This window comes from Paenibacillus sambharensis (assembly GCF_003233845.1).
Classification (GTDB): Bacteria; Bacillota; Bacilli; order Paenibacillales; family Paenibacillaceae; genus Paenibacillus_I; species Paenibacillus_I sambharensis.
This window is the reverse complement of the sequence record NZ_QKRB01000055.1, coordinates 137,729-154,252: the sequence shown is the minus strand read 5'-3', so window position 1 is coordinate 154,252 and position 16,524 is coordinate 137,729. Positions and strand designations below refer to the sequence as shown.

18 protein-coding genes are annotated in these 16,524 nt (G+C 53.4%); 14 read left to right on the top strand and 4 right to left on the bottom strand.

Annotated elements, in window-relative coordinates; genetic code table 11:
- Positions 1-55: 55 nt before the first annotated feature.
- Positions 56-1,921, bottom strand: a complete 1,866-nt coding sequence (locus DNH61_RS20715) for a S8 family peptidase (protein ID WP_111148732.1) — start codon at positions 1,919-1,921, stop codon at positions 56-58.
- A 195-nt stretch (positions 1,922-2,116) separates the two neighbouring features.
- Between DNH61_RS20715 and DNH61_RS20710 the strand changes: the two genes are divergently transcribed.
- The 13 genes from DNH61_RS20710 (at position 2,117) to DNH61_RS20650 (ending at position 12,539) form a co-directional block, all read left to right on the top strand.
- The gene (locus DNH61_RS20710; RefSeq protein ID WP_111148731.1) at positions 2,117-2,617 is read left to right on the top strand and encodes a YpuI family protein; all 501 of its coding nucleotides are present in this window, start codon (positions 2,117-2,119) and stop codon (positions 2,615-2,617) included.
- 79 nt (positions 2,618-2,696) lie between these two features.
- The gene (locus DNH61_RS20705) at positions 2,697-2,906 is read left to right on the top strand and encodes a DUF1540 domain-containing protein (RefSeq protein WP_111148730.1); all 210 of its coding nucleotides are present in this window, start codon (positions 2,697-2,699) and stop codon (positions 2,904-2,906) included.
- A gap of 5 nt (positions 2,907-2,911) precedes the next feature.
- On the top strand, positions 2,912-3,403 hold the full coding sequence (locus DNH61_RS20700; RefSeq protein ID WP_111148729.1) for a hypothetical protein: 492 nt from the start codon (positions 2,912-2,914) through the stop codon (positions 3,401-3,403).
- Between the two features lie 197 nt (positions 3,404-3,600).
- On the top strand, positions 3,601-4,398 hold the full coding sequence (locus DNH61_RS27065) for a lytic transglycosylase domain-containing protein (RefSeq protein WP_111148728.1): 798 nt from the start codon (positions 3,601-3,603) through the stop codon (positions 4,396-4,398).
- Positions 4,399-4,546: 148 nt separating this feature from the next.
- The gene (locus DNH61_RS20690; RefSeq protein WP_111148727.1) at positions 4,547-5,713 is read left to right on the top strand and encodes a cysteine desulfurase family protein; all 1,167 of its coding nucleotides are present in this window, start codon (positions 4,547-4,549) and stop codon (positions 5,711-5,713) included.
- Between the two features lies 1 nt (position 5,714).
- A complete protein-coding gene (thiI, locus tag DNH61_RS20685; protein WP_111148726.1) occupies positions 5,715-6,935 on the top strand; it encodes a tRNA uracil 4-sulfurtransferase ThiI in 1,221 nt (406 codons plus the stop codon).
- 112 nt (positions 6,936-7,047) lie between these two features.
- Positions 7,048-7,704 carry a TerC family protein gene (locus DNH61_RS20680; protein WP_181438809.1) on the top strand — a complete coding sequence of 219 codons (657 nt, stop codon included), beginning with the start codon at positions 7,048-7,050 and terminating at the stop codon, positions 7,702-7,704.
- A 163-nt stretch (positions 7,705-7,867) separates the two neighbouring features.
- Positions 7,868-8,350: a hypothetical protein gene (locus tag DNH61_RS20675; RefSeq protein ID WP_111148725.1), complete on the top strand. Its 483-nt coding sequence runs from the start codon at positions 7,868-7,870 to the stop codon at positions 8,348-8,350.
- Between the two features lie 104 nt (positions 8,351-8,454).
- The gene (gene typA, locus DNH61_RS20670) at positions 8,455-10,296 is read left to right on the top strand and encodes a translational GTPase TypA (protein ID WP_111148724.1); all 1,842 of its coding nucleotides are present in this window, start codon (positions 8,455-8,457) and stop codon (positions 10,294-10,296) included.
- Between the two features lie 21 nt (positions 10,297-10,317).
- Positions 10,318-10,647 (top strand): YlaH-like family protein, encoded by a 330-nt coding sequence (locus tag DNH61_RS20665; RefSeq protein WP_111148723.1) that lies wholly within the window; start codon positions 10,318-10,320, stop codon positions 10,645-10,647.
- 12 nt (positions 10,648-10,659) lie between these two features.
- Positions 10,660-10,938, top strand: coding sequence for a hypothetical protein (locus DNH61_RS20660; RefSeq protein ID WP_111148722.1), 279 nt, complete (start codon positions 10,660-10,662; stop codon positions 10,936-10,938).
- Between the two features lie 11 nt (positions 10,939-10,949).
- Positions 10,950-12,011 carry an LCP family protein gene (locus tag DNH61_RS20655; protein ID WP_111148721.1) on the top strand — a complete coding sequence of 354 codons (1,062 nt, stop codon included), beginning with the start codon at positions 10,950-10,952 and terminating at the stop codon, positions 12,009-12,011.
- 75 nt (positions 12,012-12,086) lie between these two features.
- Complete coding sequence (locus DNH61_RS20650; RefSeq protein ID WP_181438808.1) at positions 12,087-12,539, top strand: pyridoxamine 5'-phosphate oxidase family protein; 453 nt, start codon at positions 12,087-12,089, stop codon at positions 12,537-12,539.
- A 49-nt stretch (positions 12,540-12,588) separates the two neighbouring features.
- On the opposite strand, the gene DNH61_RS20645 is transcribed toward DNH61_RS20650, so the two are convergent.
- Positions 12,589-13,122, bottom strand: a complete 534-nt coding sequence (locus tag DNH61_RS20645) for a YhcN/YlaJ family sporulation lipoprotein (protein WP_111148845.1) — start codon at positions 13,120-13,122, stop codon at positions 12,589-12,591.
- A gap of 113 nt (positions 13,123-13,235) precedes the next feature.
- Here DNH61_RS20645 and DNH61_RS20640 point away from each other — a divergent pair, with 113 nt between their 5' ends.
- Positions 13,236-14,567, top strand: coding sequence for a PhoH family protein (locus DNH61_RS20640; protein WP_111148719.1), 1,332 nt, complete (start codon positions 13,236-13,238; stop codon positions 14,565-14,567).
- A gap of 75 nt (positions 14,568-14,642) precedes the next feature.
- On the opposite strand, the gene DNH61_RS20635 is transcribed toward DNH61_RS20640, so the two are convergent.
- Together DNH61_RS20635 and DNH61_RS20630 are read right to left on the bottom strand one after the other, a co-directional pair.
- Positions 14,643-15,146 carry a hypothetical protein gene (locus DNH61_RS20635; protein ID WP_146241106.1) on the bottom strand — a complete coding sequence of 168 codons (504 nt, stop codon included), beginning with the start codon at positions 15,144-15,146 and terminating at the stop codon, positions 14,643-14,645.
- A gap of 183 nt (positions 15,147-15,329) precedes the next feature.
- Positions 15,330-16,430 (bottom strand): coiled-coil domain-containing protein, encoded by a 1,101-nt coding sequence (locus tag DNH61_RS20630; RefSeq protein WP_111148717.1) that lies wholly within the window; start codon positions 16,428-16,430, stop codon positions 15,330-15,332.
- Positions 16,431-16,524 lie beyond the last annotated feature (94 nt).

Genomic DNA, 16,524 nt, shown 5'->3' with positions numbered 1-16,524 from the left:
CACCAGAGGCGTTTGCTTCAGGAGGTTCATTTTTTTTGTGTACATAGTTAACGGTCTAACGGGTAATGCCGAACTCGCTGCGAAGCGAGCTGATACGGTTCAGTAGCCTGCTTGAATACCGCTCCAGGGACAGATCGTTCTCCTCTGCTGCCTGCAGTGCCCTCACGACATCAATTTGGCCGTAGCCATAGTATATATCCCTGCCTTCCTCTCCCAGATCGGTTGCGGTATCCCGTATCACCTGCATCACTTCTTCGTTGCGAAGGGACGGGTTGACCGATCGGATTAAGGCAGCCAGTGCTGCGACATGCGGACAAGCCATCGATGTCCCGGATAGTGCGGCATATTGATTGCCCGGGTAGGTGCTTGGGATGGTAGCGCCCGGAGCGGCTACATCGATATAGCCGCCATAGTTGGAGAACGATGCCTTCCGGCCGCTGGAATCCGTCGCCGCTACTGCGAACACCTCCGGATAGGCCGCCGGATAGCCCGGCCGCTCCGTATTGTCGTTGCCGCTGGCGGCGACGAGCACTACATCATGGTCATAGGCATAGCGTACAGCGTCATGAAGGAACTCGGCGGACGCATAGTTGCCGAGACTCATATTAATCACCTTGGCTCCGTGATCAGTGGCCCAGATAATCCCCTCGGCAACCGAATAGGTTGTACCGGAGCCGCTGCTGTCGAGCACCTTGACCGGTAACACCTTGTTATTCCAGGTCATACCAGCGACGCCTTCGTTATTGTTGACGCTGGCGGCAATTACTCCTGCGACATGAGTCCCATGACCCACGTCGTCCTCTGGCGGCGCTTCGCTTACAATATTGAGCCCTTCACCGAGTTTGCCGGTCAGATCCGGGTGATCTAGCTGTATGCCTGTATCAAGCACAGCCACAGAAACCTGTTCGTTTCCTTTGGACAGACGCCATCCCTTCTCCGTTTCGATAACAGGCAGGTTCCATTGGTACTGGGAGTAAAGGGCATCATTCGGGATGATCGGACTAATATCCGAGGAACCTGTCTCGGCGGGACTTGTATTGGTTAAATAAAGGTAATGCGGTTCGACATAAACCGGGTTCCACTTATCCCGGAAATAGTTCATGAGCTGCTCTGCTTCCATCGTTCGTGAAGTGAATACATGCGTGTAGCCAAGCTTTCGCGCCGATTTGCCGTCGATCGCCTGCATCATCTGCTTCAGGTCCTGCTCTCTTGGCTCCTGCTTAAACCGGACAACGACTTCATGAACGTGGTAGTGGCTTGCGTTCTGATTGCCTTCACCAGTGCGAACGGTGACATCGCGTGTCGTGTTAGGCTCCGCGGATTCAATCCGGTAGTTGCCTTCAGCGGGGTAAGGAACAAGCCGCAGATTGCGCTTCTGGTGCTTGGCGACTTCGTCCACAATATCCTGCCGGATGACACCGCTGACCAGTGACCCGTCTGCAGATCTGACACCAATAACGATGTAACGATGGCCGTTCCGGCGGAATGGCTCCGACACATAAGGTGTAGAAGAGGTTGCTCCTCTGCGGGCTTCCTTCAGGAACTGACGCGCCTTATCTTCGGTGCCTTGCGGCAGGGAGCCGAACTCCTGCGGTTTGCCGCGGTCACCATTTACATCCATCCTGATGTATAACATATGGGGGTGCATCGCCAGCAGGTGCCTGACTTCGTCAGAGGTTGGCCGGCCCTTGGCAAGCCTGCGGAATTCTTGCGCACACTCCATTGTGCACAGCTCTGCCGTTGCTTTTGCGTCGCTCTGGACTGCTGCGGCCTTCAGACGCCGCTCTTCTGATGGATCCGGCACGGTGATTTGGCCGCTGTCATTTTGTCTGTCTGCCGCTGCCCACATGAATAAGGGAATGGCGACGGCAATGCCAGCGAGCATGGCAAACCAGCGGGACCGATTGTGTCTTGCTGACATGTTGTATACCTCCCGGTGTGCAACCCGCACACTGCTTTATTCGTACGTTTAGGTTAGGATTCGAAAGACCAAAATATACGAAAACCGGGCCGTAAACAACAGTACCGCTGAGAAGAAATTTGTGGTACCATGTTGGTGATGTACAAGCGACACCTACTATCCGGGTTTTCGTAACATGAAGGGGGACCACCGATTATGCCATCTGCCAATGTTAAGCCGCTTACTGAATCGACACATGCGAAATTAAAACAAGCTATTGGACAGCTTGAATCTTTTCTGAATGAGAACGCTCTTCCGCAGCTGGTATCGGAAGGCGATGGAGAAGATACTGTACGCTTCTACAAGGGGCTGTTGTCCGATCTCAGACATCTGCTCGTGTTTTCGGAAGTATCCTACGAAAAGTTGGGTGTTGCGCTCCGCAGGCCCAATTTCGATATTGATTTTGCTGAAAAGGCGCTTTACGAGACCTATCATAACAGTGTAAATGCTTATTTCTATCCAAAGAATGAAGGCTACTCCGAGGATGGACGCTATGCCTATACCGGGCAGGATGCCATCCGCTTCCGCGCGAAGCCGGTACGTGCTGCTCGTGACATTGTCCTTGGCGTATCCAAAATTTATGAAGACCTGCGCGAAGAGCTTGCTTATTATGAGAGCGAGTATATGACGCAGCGCAGAATGCAAAGCCAAAAGTAACAGAACAGCATGCTCCAAATATAAGGCAGACTTACTCACCTCCGTTCGGGGCAACCTGATTAACGGAGGTGATTTTATTATGCCAGAAGGCGTAAAATGCAGCGTGTCCAACTGTACGTTCTGGGGACAAGGCAACCAGTGTAATGCCAATGAAATCATGGTCGATATTGACAAGCACGGCAGCGTCGATTACAGCTCCGAGTTTGCCGGTGGACTGGGCACTGACCACCAGGATACAGCACCGCAATCATCCACTACCTGCTGCCATACTTTTAAGCCGAAGGAGTGACGTCAATGCCTGAACAAGAACGTGAGCAGGAGCTCCTGAAGCCGGAAGCAGTGAAGAATGTCAATATGAATGATGTTGAGATGGACCGGGAGCTTGGAGAACGGACCGAAACAGCCGTTGTCAGCCCTCTGGGAAATACGGAAGCCAGTCCTGGTACACAGGAAGAGATGGCTGCAGATTTCGCTGTTACACCCGGGATGGTTGCTGCTCCACCGCTTACCGCACGCGGGGCGGACCGTGAACCGCTGCAAACCGATGAGCTGCAGGTGATGGACACCGCGCGTTCAGGCGCCCGGGCGCTCGGTACGTTCGCTCTGGTGTTTGCTATTGCGGCCCTGTTTATCTGGCCGCTGCTGCTAGGTTTGACAGCAGCTGTGCTGGGTTATATGGCATACCGCCAAGGAAGCAGGGCGCTAGGCGTGTGGTCGATCACGATCGGTTTGCTTGCCGCAGCGGCTTACCTGGTGTTTATTCCAATTTATTACATGATAATTTAGTTTAAGAGCAGCGGATTCTGTTCCGCTGCTTTTTCTTTAGGTCTTATTGTACATAACATATTGTTTTTATTTAAAAATCAGCTGGCGTATGATCATCGGACTTCACTTTTTTACTGGCAGTGCCGATATAAAACGTGTACAATATATGTGTTGAATATCAACCATGGATTGAATCCATCAAGTGGAGGCATCTAAAGATGAGCGATCCTAGAACAATTAAAGCAGTACTGCAGGTGCAAACTGCACCTAATGTTGACTATACATCTTCTCGGGCATCCCATGGAAACGGACTTGGCGCTTCTTCAGACGCGGCTAAGTTCGATGAGCTGCTGAAGGCTTATATTGCCGGTACAATGGGAACATCAGTTGATTTTCCAGAAGGTCTTGCCGATCCAAGCGGGATACCGGTTGAACTGCTGGCTCTCGGAAGCCAGGGGGCTGCCGCAATGGCGGCTGCCTTGAACGGCGGTTCTTACAACACGGTGTTCATGCCGGAGCTGCAGCAGGGCGCACAGATTGCTGCGGCTTCGCAGGCATCCCAGATTCAATCCGGCTATACCCAATCGTCGGGACTGGGAAAGACTACGGCGTTCGATAGTATGATCGAGCGTGCGGCTGCCAAACATGGTGTCAATCCGGCCTTGATTAAGGCGGTTATTCATACGGAATCCTCATTTAATCCGAATGCAGTCTCATCGGCAGGAGCCAAGGGGCTTATGCAGCTGATGGATGGAACGGCAAGAGGTCTCGGCGTGGCAAATTCCTTTGATCCCGCACAAAATATCGACGGCGGCACGCGTTTCCTGAAATATCTTCTGGAAAAGTACGACGGCAACGCCATGGCGGCACTGGCCGCCTATAATGCAGGGCCTGGCCGGGTCGACCGGACTGGAATCCGTACGGACAGCGATCTCGAGCAGAAGCTGCATCTGCTCCCCAAAGAAACGCAGGGCTATGTCGGCAAGGTCATGAAAGCTATGGACTTATATTCGTAACGTCAACGATTAACAACGCAGGGAAGACAGCAGCAAGCATCGTGCCTAAGATGGAACCGGAGCCGCCAAACAGCGGCGGCGGTTCCATTGTTTTGTAAGGGGCAAGTGCGAAGTCTGTTGTGTTCTAATCCCGATAAGGGGGAAAGATATGCTGTATTTTGACCACGCGGCTTCTACGCCGCCTCACGAGGATGTAATCCGTACGCTTAGCGAGGTTATGAAGCTCCAGTATGCCAACCCGTCATCTCTGCACCGTAACGGTGCGGAGGCCGGGAAGCTGGTGCAGCACGCCCGCGAATTGGCAGCCGGCTTGTTCGGGGTTAGCCCGAAGGAGTGGGTCTTCACATCAGGCGGAACAGAGAGTAACAATCTCGCTATCCTGGGCGCCACACGGCGCTATCGTGCACGCGGCAATCATATCATCACAACCCAGGTGGAGCATGCATCTGTATACGAGGCATTCGAGCAGCTTGAGCGGGAAGGCTTCGAGGTGACCTACCTGCCGGTCGATCACAACGGCCGTATACGGATAACCGATCTAGAACAAGCGCTGACGGACCGTACCATTCTGGTCAGCATTATGCACGTCAACAATGAAACCGGGGCAGTCCAGCCGGTAAAGGAAGCGGGAAGCCTGCTTGCTGGCCGGCCGAAGACGCTGTTCCATGTTGACGGCGTACAAGGGGTCGGTAAGCTGAAGGTGAGCCTTAAGGACTGGCATATTGATCTCTTCAGCATGTCGGCGCACAAGTTGAACGGTCCCAAGGGTGCAGGCTGGCTGTATGTGCGTGAAGGGATTGAGCTGCTGCCCTTGGTGTTTGGGGGCGGACAGGAGGCGGGGGTGCGCTCTGGCACAGAGAACGTACCTGCCATAGTGGGAGCCGCCAAGGCCCTCCGGCTCGCCTTGGAGTCTCAGGCGGACCGGCAGTTGAGAATGACAGCGCTGAGGCGTGTGCTCGCGGAAGGAATTGCAGAGATTCCCGAATTGCTGCTCAGCGGACCAGCAGCGGGAGCGGAAGAAGGGATCATGGCACCGCATATTGTTCACTTCTGTTACCCGGGAATGAAGCCGGAGGTGCTCGTGCACGCCCTTGAGAAGCATGGTATTGCGGCTTCGACCAAGTCCGCCTGCTCATCCAAGAGCAACAAGCCGAGCAGAGTGCTGCTGGCCATGGGCCGCGATGCTGCCTGCGCTGGCGGCGGCGTGCGGCTGAGCTTTGGTGATGAGCACCGCATGGAGCATATAGAGCTGGTGCTGGAAAGGCTTAAGGCGGTTGTGGGCAAGCTGAAGCCGCTGGAGAGGAGAGAGAAGTAAAATGGTTTTTGACACGGTACTGCTTCGCTTCGGCGAATTGACAGTGAAGGGCAGGAACAGGGGACGCTTCGAGCAGCAGATGATGCGGCAGGTGCGAAGCTCACTGTCTATTTTCCCGGACCTGACCTTCACGAAGGCATATGGAAGAATCTATATTTCACTTAACGGGACAACCTACGAGCCGGTCGCTGAGCGGCTGCAAACCGTATTCGGCATCGTATCCTTCAGTCGGGTCAAGAGCGTTCCGTCTGAACCCGAAGCCATTCTGGCAGGCGCGCTGGAGGTTATGCGCAGTTACCCGGACCGGGAACGTACGTTCAAGGTTTCGGTGCGCCGCGTATACAAGAAATTTCCTTACGATTCCCAGGAGATGAATCGAATGGTCGGCGGCCATGTGCTGAGAGCTACACCGAAGCTTAGTGTGGATGTGCATCGGCCGGATCTGGAGCTTCGGGTGGAGATTAACGAACATGCCACGTACATCTTTACAGAGGTTACAGCGGCTGCTGGCGGGTTCCCTTATGGGACCAATGGCAAAGCGATGCTGCTGCTCTCTGGCGGAATCGACAGCCCGGTAGCCGGCTATATGGCCATGCGGAAGGGGCTGGAGCTAGAGCTTGTCCACTATCACAGCTTTCCGTTTACTAGTGAGCAGGCGAAAGACAAGGTTATCGATCTGGCAGGGCGCCTTGCCACTTATGCCGGACGGCCGCTGAAGCTGCATCTTGTATCCTTCACGGATATCCAGACCTCGTTCACCCAGGCGAAGCAGGATCATCTGATCATTACACTGATGCGCCGGGCCATGCTTAGAATCGTTCAGCAGCTGGCAGAAGCAAGCGGTGCACTCGCTGTTGTAACGGGTGACTCGCTTGGTCAGGTCGCGAGTCAGACACTTGGCAGCATGAATGTGATTGGCAGAGCGCTTGAGCTTCCGCTGCTGCGTCCGCTGGTCATGATGGATAAACAGGAGATTATCCAAATCGCCGAACGGATCGGCACGTATGAAACGTCAATACTGCCATTTAAGGACTGCTGTACGCTGTTTGTGCCCAAGTCCCCAAGCACCAACCCTAATTTGAGGGTAGTTCAGACCGTGGAATCCTATGTGCCCCAGCTTCAGCAGATGATCGAGCAAGCGGTACAAGGGACCGAAGTTCTTGTCATTGAGCCGGGCGGCACCAGTGCCAAGCAGGCAGCAGAGAGCAGGGACTGGTTCTAACCAGAGCCCTTGCGTTTTGTACGCCTCCAGCCTGCGGCTGCAAGCTTGTCAGCTGTCCAAGCATATCCAAGCCCTCCCTGTCATACATTGATGTAGCGAGGGGGCGAAATCCTTGGACAGTCTGCTTATTTTCGTACAGATTATGCTAATCAATATTTTGCTGAGCGGTGATAATGCCGTTGTCATTGCCATGGCAAGCCAGCATCTGCCGCCAAGGCAGCGCCAGCGGGCCATCTGGTGGGGAGCGGCAGCGGCAGTCGGCTTGAGATGCGTACTGACGCTGGTGGCGGTGACGCTGCTGCAGGTGCCGTATCTCCAGGCGGCAGGAGCGGTGCTGCTGTTCATGATCGCCGTCAAGCTGTTGCTGGATTCCGGCTCCGGAGAAGGCGGTCATGCGGTCCGCAAGTCGGACACGCTGGTCATGGCCGTCTGGACAATAGTGGCCGCGGACTTCGTTATGAGTCTCGACAATGTGCTGGCTATTGCGGCTGTCGCTGAAGGCGATCCTGTCTTAATCATGCTAGGCATCGTCCTCAGTATACCGCTGATCATTTGGGGCAGTCAGCTGATTGGCAGCATGCTCGCCAGGATGCCTCAGCTGATCTACCTGGGAGCCGGGCTGCTCGGATTCGCCGGCGGCAAGATGCTGGTGCATGACCGGGGGCTGCAGGATGTGCTATTTCATGGCTCCCGCACAGCTGCTGAGGCCATTCCGCTGCTCTCGGTTCCGCTTGTTATTGTGCTGTACCTGCTCTGCCGCCGGGCTTAACTGCCGGGCGCCTTTTTTTATGCTATAATAATAGTTTGCAATGTTTTTCATACCCGCATGTTTTTTGACTGGTTTTTTACCTGCAGTTCCATTACACTAGAGTAGAAAAACATGTCGTCTTTCGTCACTATTTTCGCTGACGGTGCAAGAACGGGGGAAACAGATGTCCAAAAACCAATATTCCGTCGGCATCCTTATTCTGGCTGCCGGCGTCGTTATTCTGCTTGGAAAGCTCGGTGTTTTCAGTTTCATTGGCAGCGTGTTTTGGCCGCTGTTTCTTCTGATACCGGGCATTCTGCTGCATGTGCTATATTTCGGACGGATGCTGCCGGCCGTGCTGCTTATACCAGCGGGCATGCTGTCGGTTTATTCACTGCTGTTTCTGTTTTGCAACCTCTTCGGCTGGACGTATATGCGGTATCTGTGGCCGCTGTTTCTGCTGGGTGCCGCTGTCGGGCTGTATGAATTTTATCTGTTCGACTCCTCCAAATCGCGGACCGCGTTTGTTTCCGCTGTTGCACTTGGCGGGTCGGCGCTGCTGCTGTTTGCGATGATGCTGCTGTGGGGCTTTGGGATTTATCTGATAGCCGTGGTGCTTATCGTGCTGGGAGCCTGGATGGCCTTCGGACGGCGGATACGCTGGTAATCAGATGAGCTTGCAGTACAAGAAGAAAGACTTGGGGACTAGAAGTCCGTCCAAGAGGGAACACAAGAGAGAAAACCATACCAATTGTAGAAGGGATTTTTGAAATGCAAGCCAGAGAAAATATCCGTAATATCGCGATTATCGCGCACGTTGACCATGGTAAAACTACGCTCGTCGACAAGCTGCTCCAGCAGTCCGGCACATTCCGTGACCATGAGGTTGTTCAGGAGCGGGCTATGGACTCCAATGATCTGGAGCGCGAGCGCGGCATTACCATTCTTGCGAAGAATACCGCGATCACGTATAAGGATTACCTGATTAATATTGTGGACACTCCGGGCCATGCCGACTTTGGCGGCGAAGTGGAACGGATCATGAAGATGGTAGACGGCGTTCTGCTGGTTGTCGATGCCTTTGAAGGCTGCATGCCGCAGACCAAATTCGTACTGCGCAAGGCGCTGGAGCATAACCTGACTCCAATCGTCGTTGTGAACAAGATCGACCGTCCGAACGCACGTCCTGCGGAAGTGGTAGATGAAGTGCTTGACCTGTTCATCGAATTAGGTGCCAACGACGAACAGCTGGACTTCCCGGTTGTCTACGCATCCGCTCTGATGGGCACTTCAAGCATGGACGCGGAGAAGCAGGATGAGAACATGCAGGCGCTCTACGAAACAATTGTCGGCCATATTCCGCATCCAACAGAGAAGACAGATGAGCCGATGCAATTCCTTGTTACGCTGATGGACTACAACGAATACTTGGGTCGTATTGCGATCGGCCGTATTAACCGCGGTATCATCAAGCAGGGCCAGTCGGTAACTGTTATTAACCGTGAGGGGGGACACAAGCAGGCGCGCATCGAGAAGCTGTTCGGCTTCCAGGGCTTGAAGCGTGTAGAGGTAGCTGAAGCGGGTGCAGGCGATATCGTGGCCATTGCCGGCATTAAGGATATTAATATCGGCGAGACCATTGCCGATCCAGCCAATCCTGAAGCGCTTCCTGTGCTGAAAATTGACGAGCCTACACTGCAGATGACCTTCCTTGTGAACAATAGTCCGTTCGCGGGCCGGGAAGGCAAGTGGGTAACCTCCCGCAAGCTGCGCGAGCGTCTGATGAAGGAGCTCGAGACGGACGTAGCACTTCGTGTGGATGAGACCGAGAGCCCGGACGCATTCATCGTATCTGGACGCGGCGAGCTTCACCTGGGCATTCTGATTGAGAACATGCGCCGTGAAGGCTATGAGCTGCAGGTTTCGAAGCCTGAGGTTATTATTAAGGAACAGGACGGCGTGAAGGTTGAGCCTTACGAGCGTCTGCTGATTGACGTGCCTGAAGAGAGCATGGGCGCTGTTATGGAGAGCCTGGGCACACGCAAGGCTGAGATGGTCAATATGATTAACAACGGTACGGGCCAGGTTCGCCTGGAGTTTATTATTCCGGCACGCGGGCTTATCGGATACCGCACCCAGTTCCTGACACTGACCCGCGGCTACGGTATCATGAACAATGCCTTCGAGCATTACGGCCCTCTGGCTGGAACGGGCGTAGGCGGCCGTCATCAGGGCGTTCTGATTGCCAGCGAGAATGGAACCTCCACTTTCTACGGCATGCTCTCCGTTGAAGACCGCGGACAGCTGTTCCTGGAGCCGGGCACCGAAGTTTATGAGGGCATGATTGTCGGCGAACACAACCGGGACAACGATATCATCGTCAATATCTGTAAAGAGAAGCAGCTGACCAACGTCCGTTCGGCGACGAAGGAAGATACGGTCAAGATGAAGACGCCGATTATCTTCTCGCTTGAGCAGGCGCTTGAGTACCTGAATGATGATGAATATTGTGAAATTACACCTAAATCGATCCGGCTGCGCAAGAAGGTCTTGAACAAGAGCGAGCGCGATCGTGCTGAGAAGCACCGTAAAGCGGCGCAGTCGGGCGTATAAGAGCGGGGAGGCGTGTGAACCATGCAGCAATGGTTTAGCGACCACAAGCTTATATCGTATTTGCTTATACTTGGCTTTACCATCTACATCTTCAACAAAGTATTCCGTGCTCAGCAGAAGCTGCCGATCCTGAAGGAGATTCTTGTCTACATCCTGATGGCCTTCGGCAGCGGAGTGCTGCTTATCATGCAGGTTGACAAGCTGCCGATCATTCAGTGCATGGGCGTGGCCGTGCTGATGATGCTGATTCACCGGGGCCGTCAGCTGTATGACAAGTGGAAGGACAGAAGCTCGGGCACGGGTCAGGATGCCCTGCAGGCGGATAAGCCGATTAAGACCGATCAGGCTTGAGGAGGCATACCTGTGCGTCTGGAAGATGCATTATTTAACTGGCTGCAAATGCATATTGTATCGGAAGCAAGGCCCGATGACCGGGCCGCTTCCGATACCCGTGATTTTTTTCTGCAGATTTTGAACGAAGATCATCATATTGTAAAAGTCGGTGTTGCACAGACGGATGACGCGATGATTCATGTCATCTATGAAACGGACGGTGGCTCGCAGACAAGGCTGATCCCGCGGGAAGCTGCGGAGCAGCTGCTGGCGGATATCGTCTCCAACCCGAAATATAATGAACAATGAAGGTGTTTAAGATGAATCCAGGAAGCCAGCTTCCTCCCCGGGCAGCAGCCCGGAAAACGCAGTCCAAACCGAAAACAGGCAAGAAGTCAAATACGAAGTCGAAGGGCGGCTTCCGCTGGGGCCGCTTCTTTTTTATTTCATTTTTTGTTATTTTACTGCTGGCGGCTGCCTTCATAGGTTATTTATGGTGGGAGACCAAGGGCGCACTGCAGGATATTAGTACGGATAACAATAATGGTGTAGAGACCGTTGTCGCTCCTGAAGATTCGGTAAAGGTCAAGCCGACCGCACTGCTCCTGCTGGGGTTAGACCACCGTCCAAAGCTTGGAACAATGAATACGGATGTTATTATGGTCGCGGCTTTAAACCCGAAGACCAAATCAGCTGTCGTGGTGTCCATTCCTCGGGATACGCGCGTTGAGCTGCCCGGCTATAAGACGCAGAAGGCGAATCATTATTATGCGGGCTTCTATATGAACTCGGAGCAGAGCGCCAAGGAAGCTAAGGAAGCAGCTGCACGCGATGGTGTGAAGAAGATGTTCGGTGAATTTTTTGACATTCCAATTCAATACACGGCAGTTATCAATTTTGATGGTTTCTCCGCTGTTGTAGACGCTTTGGGCGGGGTTGAAGTGGATGTCGATATGGACATGCGTTATAAGGATAGCGTCGACGGCACAGATATTAATCTGACTAAAGGCCTTCAAACGCTTAACGGCAAGCAGGCCCTAGACTTTGTCCGTTACCGCAAATCGAACAACGGAACGAAGGCATCAAGCGATTTTGAACGAAACAAACGGCAGGCGGTTGTGCTTGGAGCGGTAACAGACAAGATGAAATCGCTCGGCGGCGCCGCGAAGATGGGGGCTGTCATCGACCGTGTAGGCAAGAACATGAAGATGGATATGCCGGCTAAGGAGATCGAGAACATGATGTACACTTACTTTGGCATCAGCAAAGAGGATATCACATTCATTCCGATCGAAGGCTCTTGGCGAAGCCCGTACGTTTATCTCAATGAGGAAAAACTCGCCGAAGCGAAGGCTGCGCTGCAGGCCAAGCTTGCCGAGTAATGGTGGAACATCTTCAGGCCCTATGCTATAATGGGAGAGAAATACAGCTGATCTACTTCCAAGGAGGTCATGCGGGTGACCGAACCATTAACTGCACTGCCTGAAGCACTCCACACAGCACTTCAGACTGAATCGTTCGTTCTTCTGCACACCACTGATGCTGAGAGCGGCAAACCGACATCAAATGCCATTTCATGGGTATATGCCGTTAACCCGAACCGGCTGAGATTTGCTGTAGATGGCAGATCCCGGCTCGTCGCCAACTTGTCCGCGAAGCCGGAGGCCAGCGTAACGGTGTTCGCAGCGGGGTCGGTATATGCTGTATATGGATTGACGAACCTTGTCACGGAAGCGCTCGATGAAGTTCCCTTTAAGCTCGTATGCTTCGACATCGAGATTAGCGATGTAAGGGATGCGATGTTCTATGGAGCGAGACTGTCCGTGGCCCCTGAATATGAGAAAACATACGACAAGCGTGCAGCGGACAAACTGGATGGACAGGTGTTCGCGGCCATGAAGAAAGCCTAGTGATGGTTAATCACTAGGCTTTTTGTCATCTTTAGACGTTAATTGTGGCTTATCTGCTGGTGCCGCTGGTTTGTGCCTCAGGTGCATCGATTGCCGTCGTATCCCTTGGAAGCTGCGGAACAATCCGTCCGATGATGTCGGCCATCTCTTCAGCGAAGCCGGCAACGGGACGTCCGCGGTCAAGATCTTCCCGTATTTCCCGAATACGTGCCGCCAGGTCCATATCTGCCGTCACAAATGCTTCCGCACCGAGAGGATCCTTACGGAAAGCTTCTGCCACGGTATATTTCAATGTTCCGACCCTGGCACGTTCAAGATTTTCTTCCACATCAATGCCAACTACAGCCGTGCCGCCAATCACAACACAGCGGGCGCTGAGCACGCCGGGAATGCTCATGGCGAGCTGTTCCAGATGCCGTGCAGTAAGTTCGGCATCATCACGAATGTCAGCCTGCGTGCCGCGCTGCTGGACTGTGAGGTTCGGATCTTGTTGTGGGGAGGGTGATGTTTCATTGCGTGCGGCTGTACCGCAGCCTGCCGTCAGGCAGATTATCAGTACTAGAGCCAGCCATTTCAGTACCACATGCGCCACCAACCTTTCCTATCACGTATCGAGCATCGCCCCTAGCTTGCCCGTAATGGACTGCAGCTATGTATACCATTAAATCCGAATATCCGACGCCGGGAGGTTTCACAATGAAAAAAATATTCGTGCTGGATACCAACGTGCTGCTTCATGATCCGCAGGCCATATTCGCCTTCGAGGACAATGAAGTTATTATTCCCGCCGTGGTGTTGGAGGAAATCGATTCGAAGAAGCGTCTGGCAGATGAGCTGGGCCGCAACGCGCGCCAGATATCCCGCCTGCTGGACGGACTCCGGGATCTCGGGCATCTTCATGAAGGTATAGAGCTGGAAGGCGGGGGGGTGCTGAAGGTCGAGCTGAACCACCGCAGCTTCCTGCGAGTGCAGGAAATGTTCGGCGAAATGTCTAACGATAACCGGATACTGGCTGTGGCTCTGAACTATCATCTGGAAGAGATAGAGAAGGAGGCAGCGAAGCAGGTTGTGCTGGTCAGCAAGGATGTGCTTGTCAGGGTAAAGGCGGATGTCTTCGGCCTGAAGGCGCAGGATTACCTGTCTGACCGTACGGTAGAGCCGTCCGATCTGTACTCGGGCTACATTAATATTCATGTGCATCCTTCGATCATTGACGAGTTCTACACCTACCGTTTCCTAAGTATCAAATCGGTACCTGGTGCTTCCAAGCTGTATCCGAATGAGTTCGTGATTCTGAAGGATGAAATGGGCACATCCAAATCTGCGCTGCTTAAGGTAAGCAGCGATGGAGCCCGGCTTGAGCCGCTCTTCCTGAGCAACGAAGCCGTGTGGGGCATAACTGCCCGCAATGCCCAGCAGCGAATGGCGTTAGAACTGCTTCTAAACGATGATATCCCCCTCGTCACCTTATCGGGCAAAGCCGGAACAGGCAAGACACTGCTAGCACTTGCGGCGGGATTGTCCAAGGTCGAGGATGAACATAAATACAAGAAGCTCCTGATTGCGAGACCGGTGGTGCCCATGGGCAAGGATATCGGTTATCTGCCAGGTGAGAAAGAAGAGAAGCTTCGTCCCTGGATGCAGCCCATCTATGACAACCTGGAGTTCCTGTTCGATACCAAGAAATCCGGCGACATCGACAAGATCTTGATGGGACTCGGCAGCATCCAGGTGGAGGCGCTCACCTATATCAGGGGCCGGTCAATCCCAGGGCAGTTTATCATCATTGACGAGGCGCAAAATCTCTCGAAACATGAGGTGAAGACCATTGTTTCCCGTGTGGGTGAAGGCAGTAAAATCATTCTGATGGGAGATCCGCAGCAGATTGATCATCCCTATCTGGACACCGTAAGCAACGGGTTGACGTATATCGTGGAACGGTTCAAGAACGAGAGTCTGAGCGGTCATATGATGCTGGAAAAGGGTGAGCGGTCCAAGCTCGCGCAGCTCGCGGCTGATCTGCTGTAATAAGCGAAGAGGGAGCCTGGAAGGGCTCCCTCTCTAATAAATGCGCAGCTTCTCATAAGGCTCTGCAGTATTTCCTTAAGATTTGCTGCTGTATTCGGTAACGAGGCAGCGGTAAGCTTCTCCAATACGCTCGGCAAGCGGAAGAAGCTGGCGGTCTATTACATACGTACGGGAAGCCGGATGCGTAGCGATGGCATGCTCTTCCAGCTGTATGCCGGCCAGCCGGGCTTCAGCCGCGTCACCTTTGTCCTCCAGCTGTACTGCAGCGGCCAGATTCAGATCGGCGAAGAGGTTGCCGGAGCGCGTCTCAACCCCGTAATCCGTCCAGAGAGAGCCGGTAGTCCAGCCGTCGTCTGCTGAACCTAACAGCAGCCAGGGTCCAATTTCCGTTTCAGCCTTGTAGGCTTGCAGGACATCCATAACCGCTTCCATTCGGTCCGGGTTAACGAACAGCAGGTTCTTGTCCCGGTCGGCTACGCCGCCCGATGAAGCCAGCTTCTTAATGATCTGGGCATAGAAGCCCGGAAGTTTTCCTTCAGGCAGAGCCATCTCAATTCCAGTCACAAACTGCATAGGCAATTTAGGCACACCTCCATGATGGTGAAGAATAATAAGATCGGACTTTGTAGTAGATGTATTCGTATTATGGATGAGTCTTGCGGGTCATGCAAGGGCGGCCGGTCAGTTTACAAAAAATGCACCAGCCGGACTGATTCTCGTCCAGCTGATGCGTGGGTAAAGGGTTTATTCTGCATTCTTGTGTCACTCCAGCGCTACGGAAAGCTTGATTACAAGTTCGCCATCTTCAATCACGACGGAATCTGCCTTTACGAATGATACCAGGCGCTGCGGATAAAAGCTGAGATCGAAGCTGTCTTCCAGATCGCGTACGGTTGTGTCAGGGAGCGTCAAGCCGTTAAACTTTAGCTCATCGGTGTAGAAACGGATCGCGTGCACAGGCTCATCTTCAACAAGATAATGGCCGGTCAGACTGATCTCCATGCCCTCACGTCTTCCGCTTGCGGCAATCAAGCCGTTCTCGAACCGGAACTGGAAATTATCGAACAGATCATTCTGTTCTCGCAGGAAGCGGTTGAGCTCATCATCCGGCAGGCGCAGGGTGTATGAGAGTCCGTTCATCTCCATCAGCCTGGGATTCTCCTGAAGCCAGCCTGGAAGCTCCTTCATCGTTTCCGCCAGGGCGCGGAAATACCGTTTGACCTCATGCATGCCCGCCGTTTCCCAATAAGCAACCAGTTCGTCGATCAGCACGCGCAGACGGTCTGCGTCACCGCTGCTTGCAAGCGAGCTGTCGACATCGCTCTGAAGGCGAACGATCCGCTCCCGCTGGGCCAGCAGGCTTGTCTCAAGCGAGGACAGGCGGGACTCGTCCTCCGCCAGCTTCTCGCGTTCCTTCTGCAGCTCGCGGTACTGTTCCTTGTATCCGTCAAGCGATTTTTTGTCGTTCGCTATAATGACATCGAAATAGTCCAGCATCAGGAATAAATCGGGCAGGCTCTGGAAGGAAAGAACGGCGCCGATAAGTGAATCGCGTTCGCCTGTATAGTAGGCGCGAATAACATCTCCCGCCTTGGCTTCCTGCTCTTGAAGCTCGACACTCTTACGTTCAATGAGCTGTGTCAGCTCACGGATCCGGCCTAAGGTCTGTTCCTTCTGAGCACCGATCCGGGCAATTTCCTTATCCAGCTCGGTAATGGATAAACTTTTCTCAAGCAGCAGCCTGAGCTCCTCGTCATTGATCTCCTGAGCTTGTTCGGCTGATGCGAGCGGCGGATGAACAAACCAGATGAACAGCAGGAGGGCTAATAACCCGGCTGCCTGCCTGAACCATCGGGATATCACGATTACAGGGTCCTCCTTGTATGCGGTTATGGGACAATATTATGCAAGCAATGCTACTATTATAATCGTTTGGCAGTCTTTTTGTCCTTAAGAA

What these genes read in the sequence shown, in the direction of transcription:
- DNH61_RS20715 (WP_111148732.1), bottom strand. Translation starts at nt 1,921, where the DNA reads ATGTCAGCAAGACACAATCGGTCCCGCTGGTTTGCCATGCTCGCTGGC.
- DNH61_RS20710 (WP_111148731.1), top strand. Translation starts at nt 2,117, where the DNA reads ATGCCATCTGCCAATGTTAAGCCGCTTACTGAATCGACACATGCGAAA.
- DNH61_RS20705 (WP_111148730.1), top strand. Translation starts at nt 2,697, where the DNA reads ATGCCAGAAGGCGTAAAATGCAGCGTGTCCAACTGTACGTTCTGGGGA.
- DNH61_RS20700 (WP_111148729.1), top strand. Translation starts at nt 2,912, where the DNA reads ATGCCTGAACAAGAACGTGAGCAGGAGCTCCTGAAGCCGGAAGCAGTG.
- DNH61_RS27065 (WP_111148728.1), top strand. Translation starts at nt 3,601, where the DNA reads ATGAGCGATCCTAGAACAATTAAAGCAGTACTGCAGGTGCAAACTGCA.
- DNH61_RS20690 (WP_111148727.1), top strand. Translation starts at nt 4,547, where the DNA reads ATGCTGTATTTTGACCACGCGGCTTCTACGCCGCCTCACGAGGATGTA.
- thiI (WP_111148726.1), top strand. Translation starts at nt 5,715, where the DNA reads ATGGTTTTTGACACGGTACTGCTTCGCTTCGGCGAATTGACAGTGAAG.
- DNH61_RS20675 (WP_111148725.1), top strand. Translation starts at nt 7,868, where the DNA reads ATGTCCAAAAACCAATATTCCGTCGGCATCCTTATTCTGGCTGCCGGC.
- typA (WP_111148724.1), top strand. Translation starts at nt 8,455, where the DNA reads ATGCAAGCCAGAGAAAATATCCGTAATATCGCGATTATCGCGCACGTT.
- DNH61_RS20665 (WP_111148723.1), top strand. Translation starts at nt 10,318, where the DNA reads ATGCAGCAATGGTTTAGCGACCACAAGCTTATATCGTATTTGCTTATA.
- DNH61_RS20655 (WP_111148721.1), top strand. Translation starts at nt 10,950, where the DNA reads ATGAATCCAGGAAGCCAGCTTCCTCCCCGGGCAGCAGCCCGGAAAACG.
- DNH61_RS20640 (WP_111148719.1), top strand. Translation starts at nt 13,236, where the DNA reads ATGAAAAAAATATTCGTGCTGGATACCAACGTGCTGCTTCATGATCCG.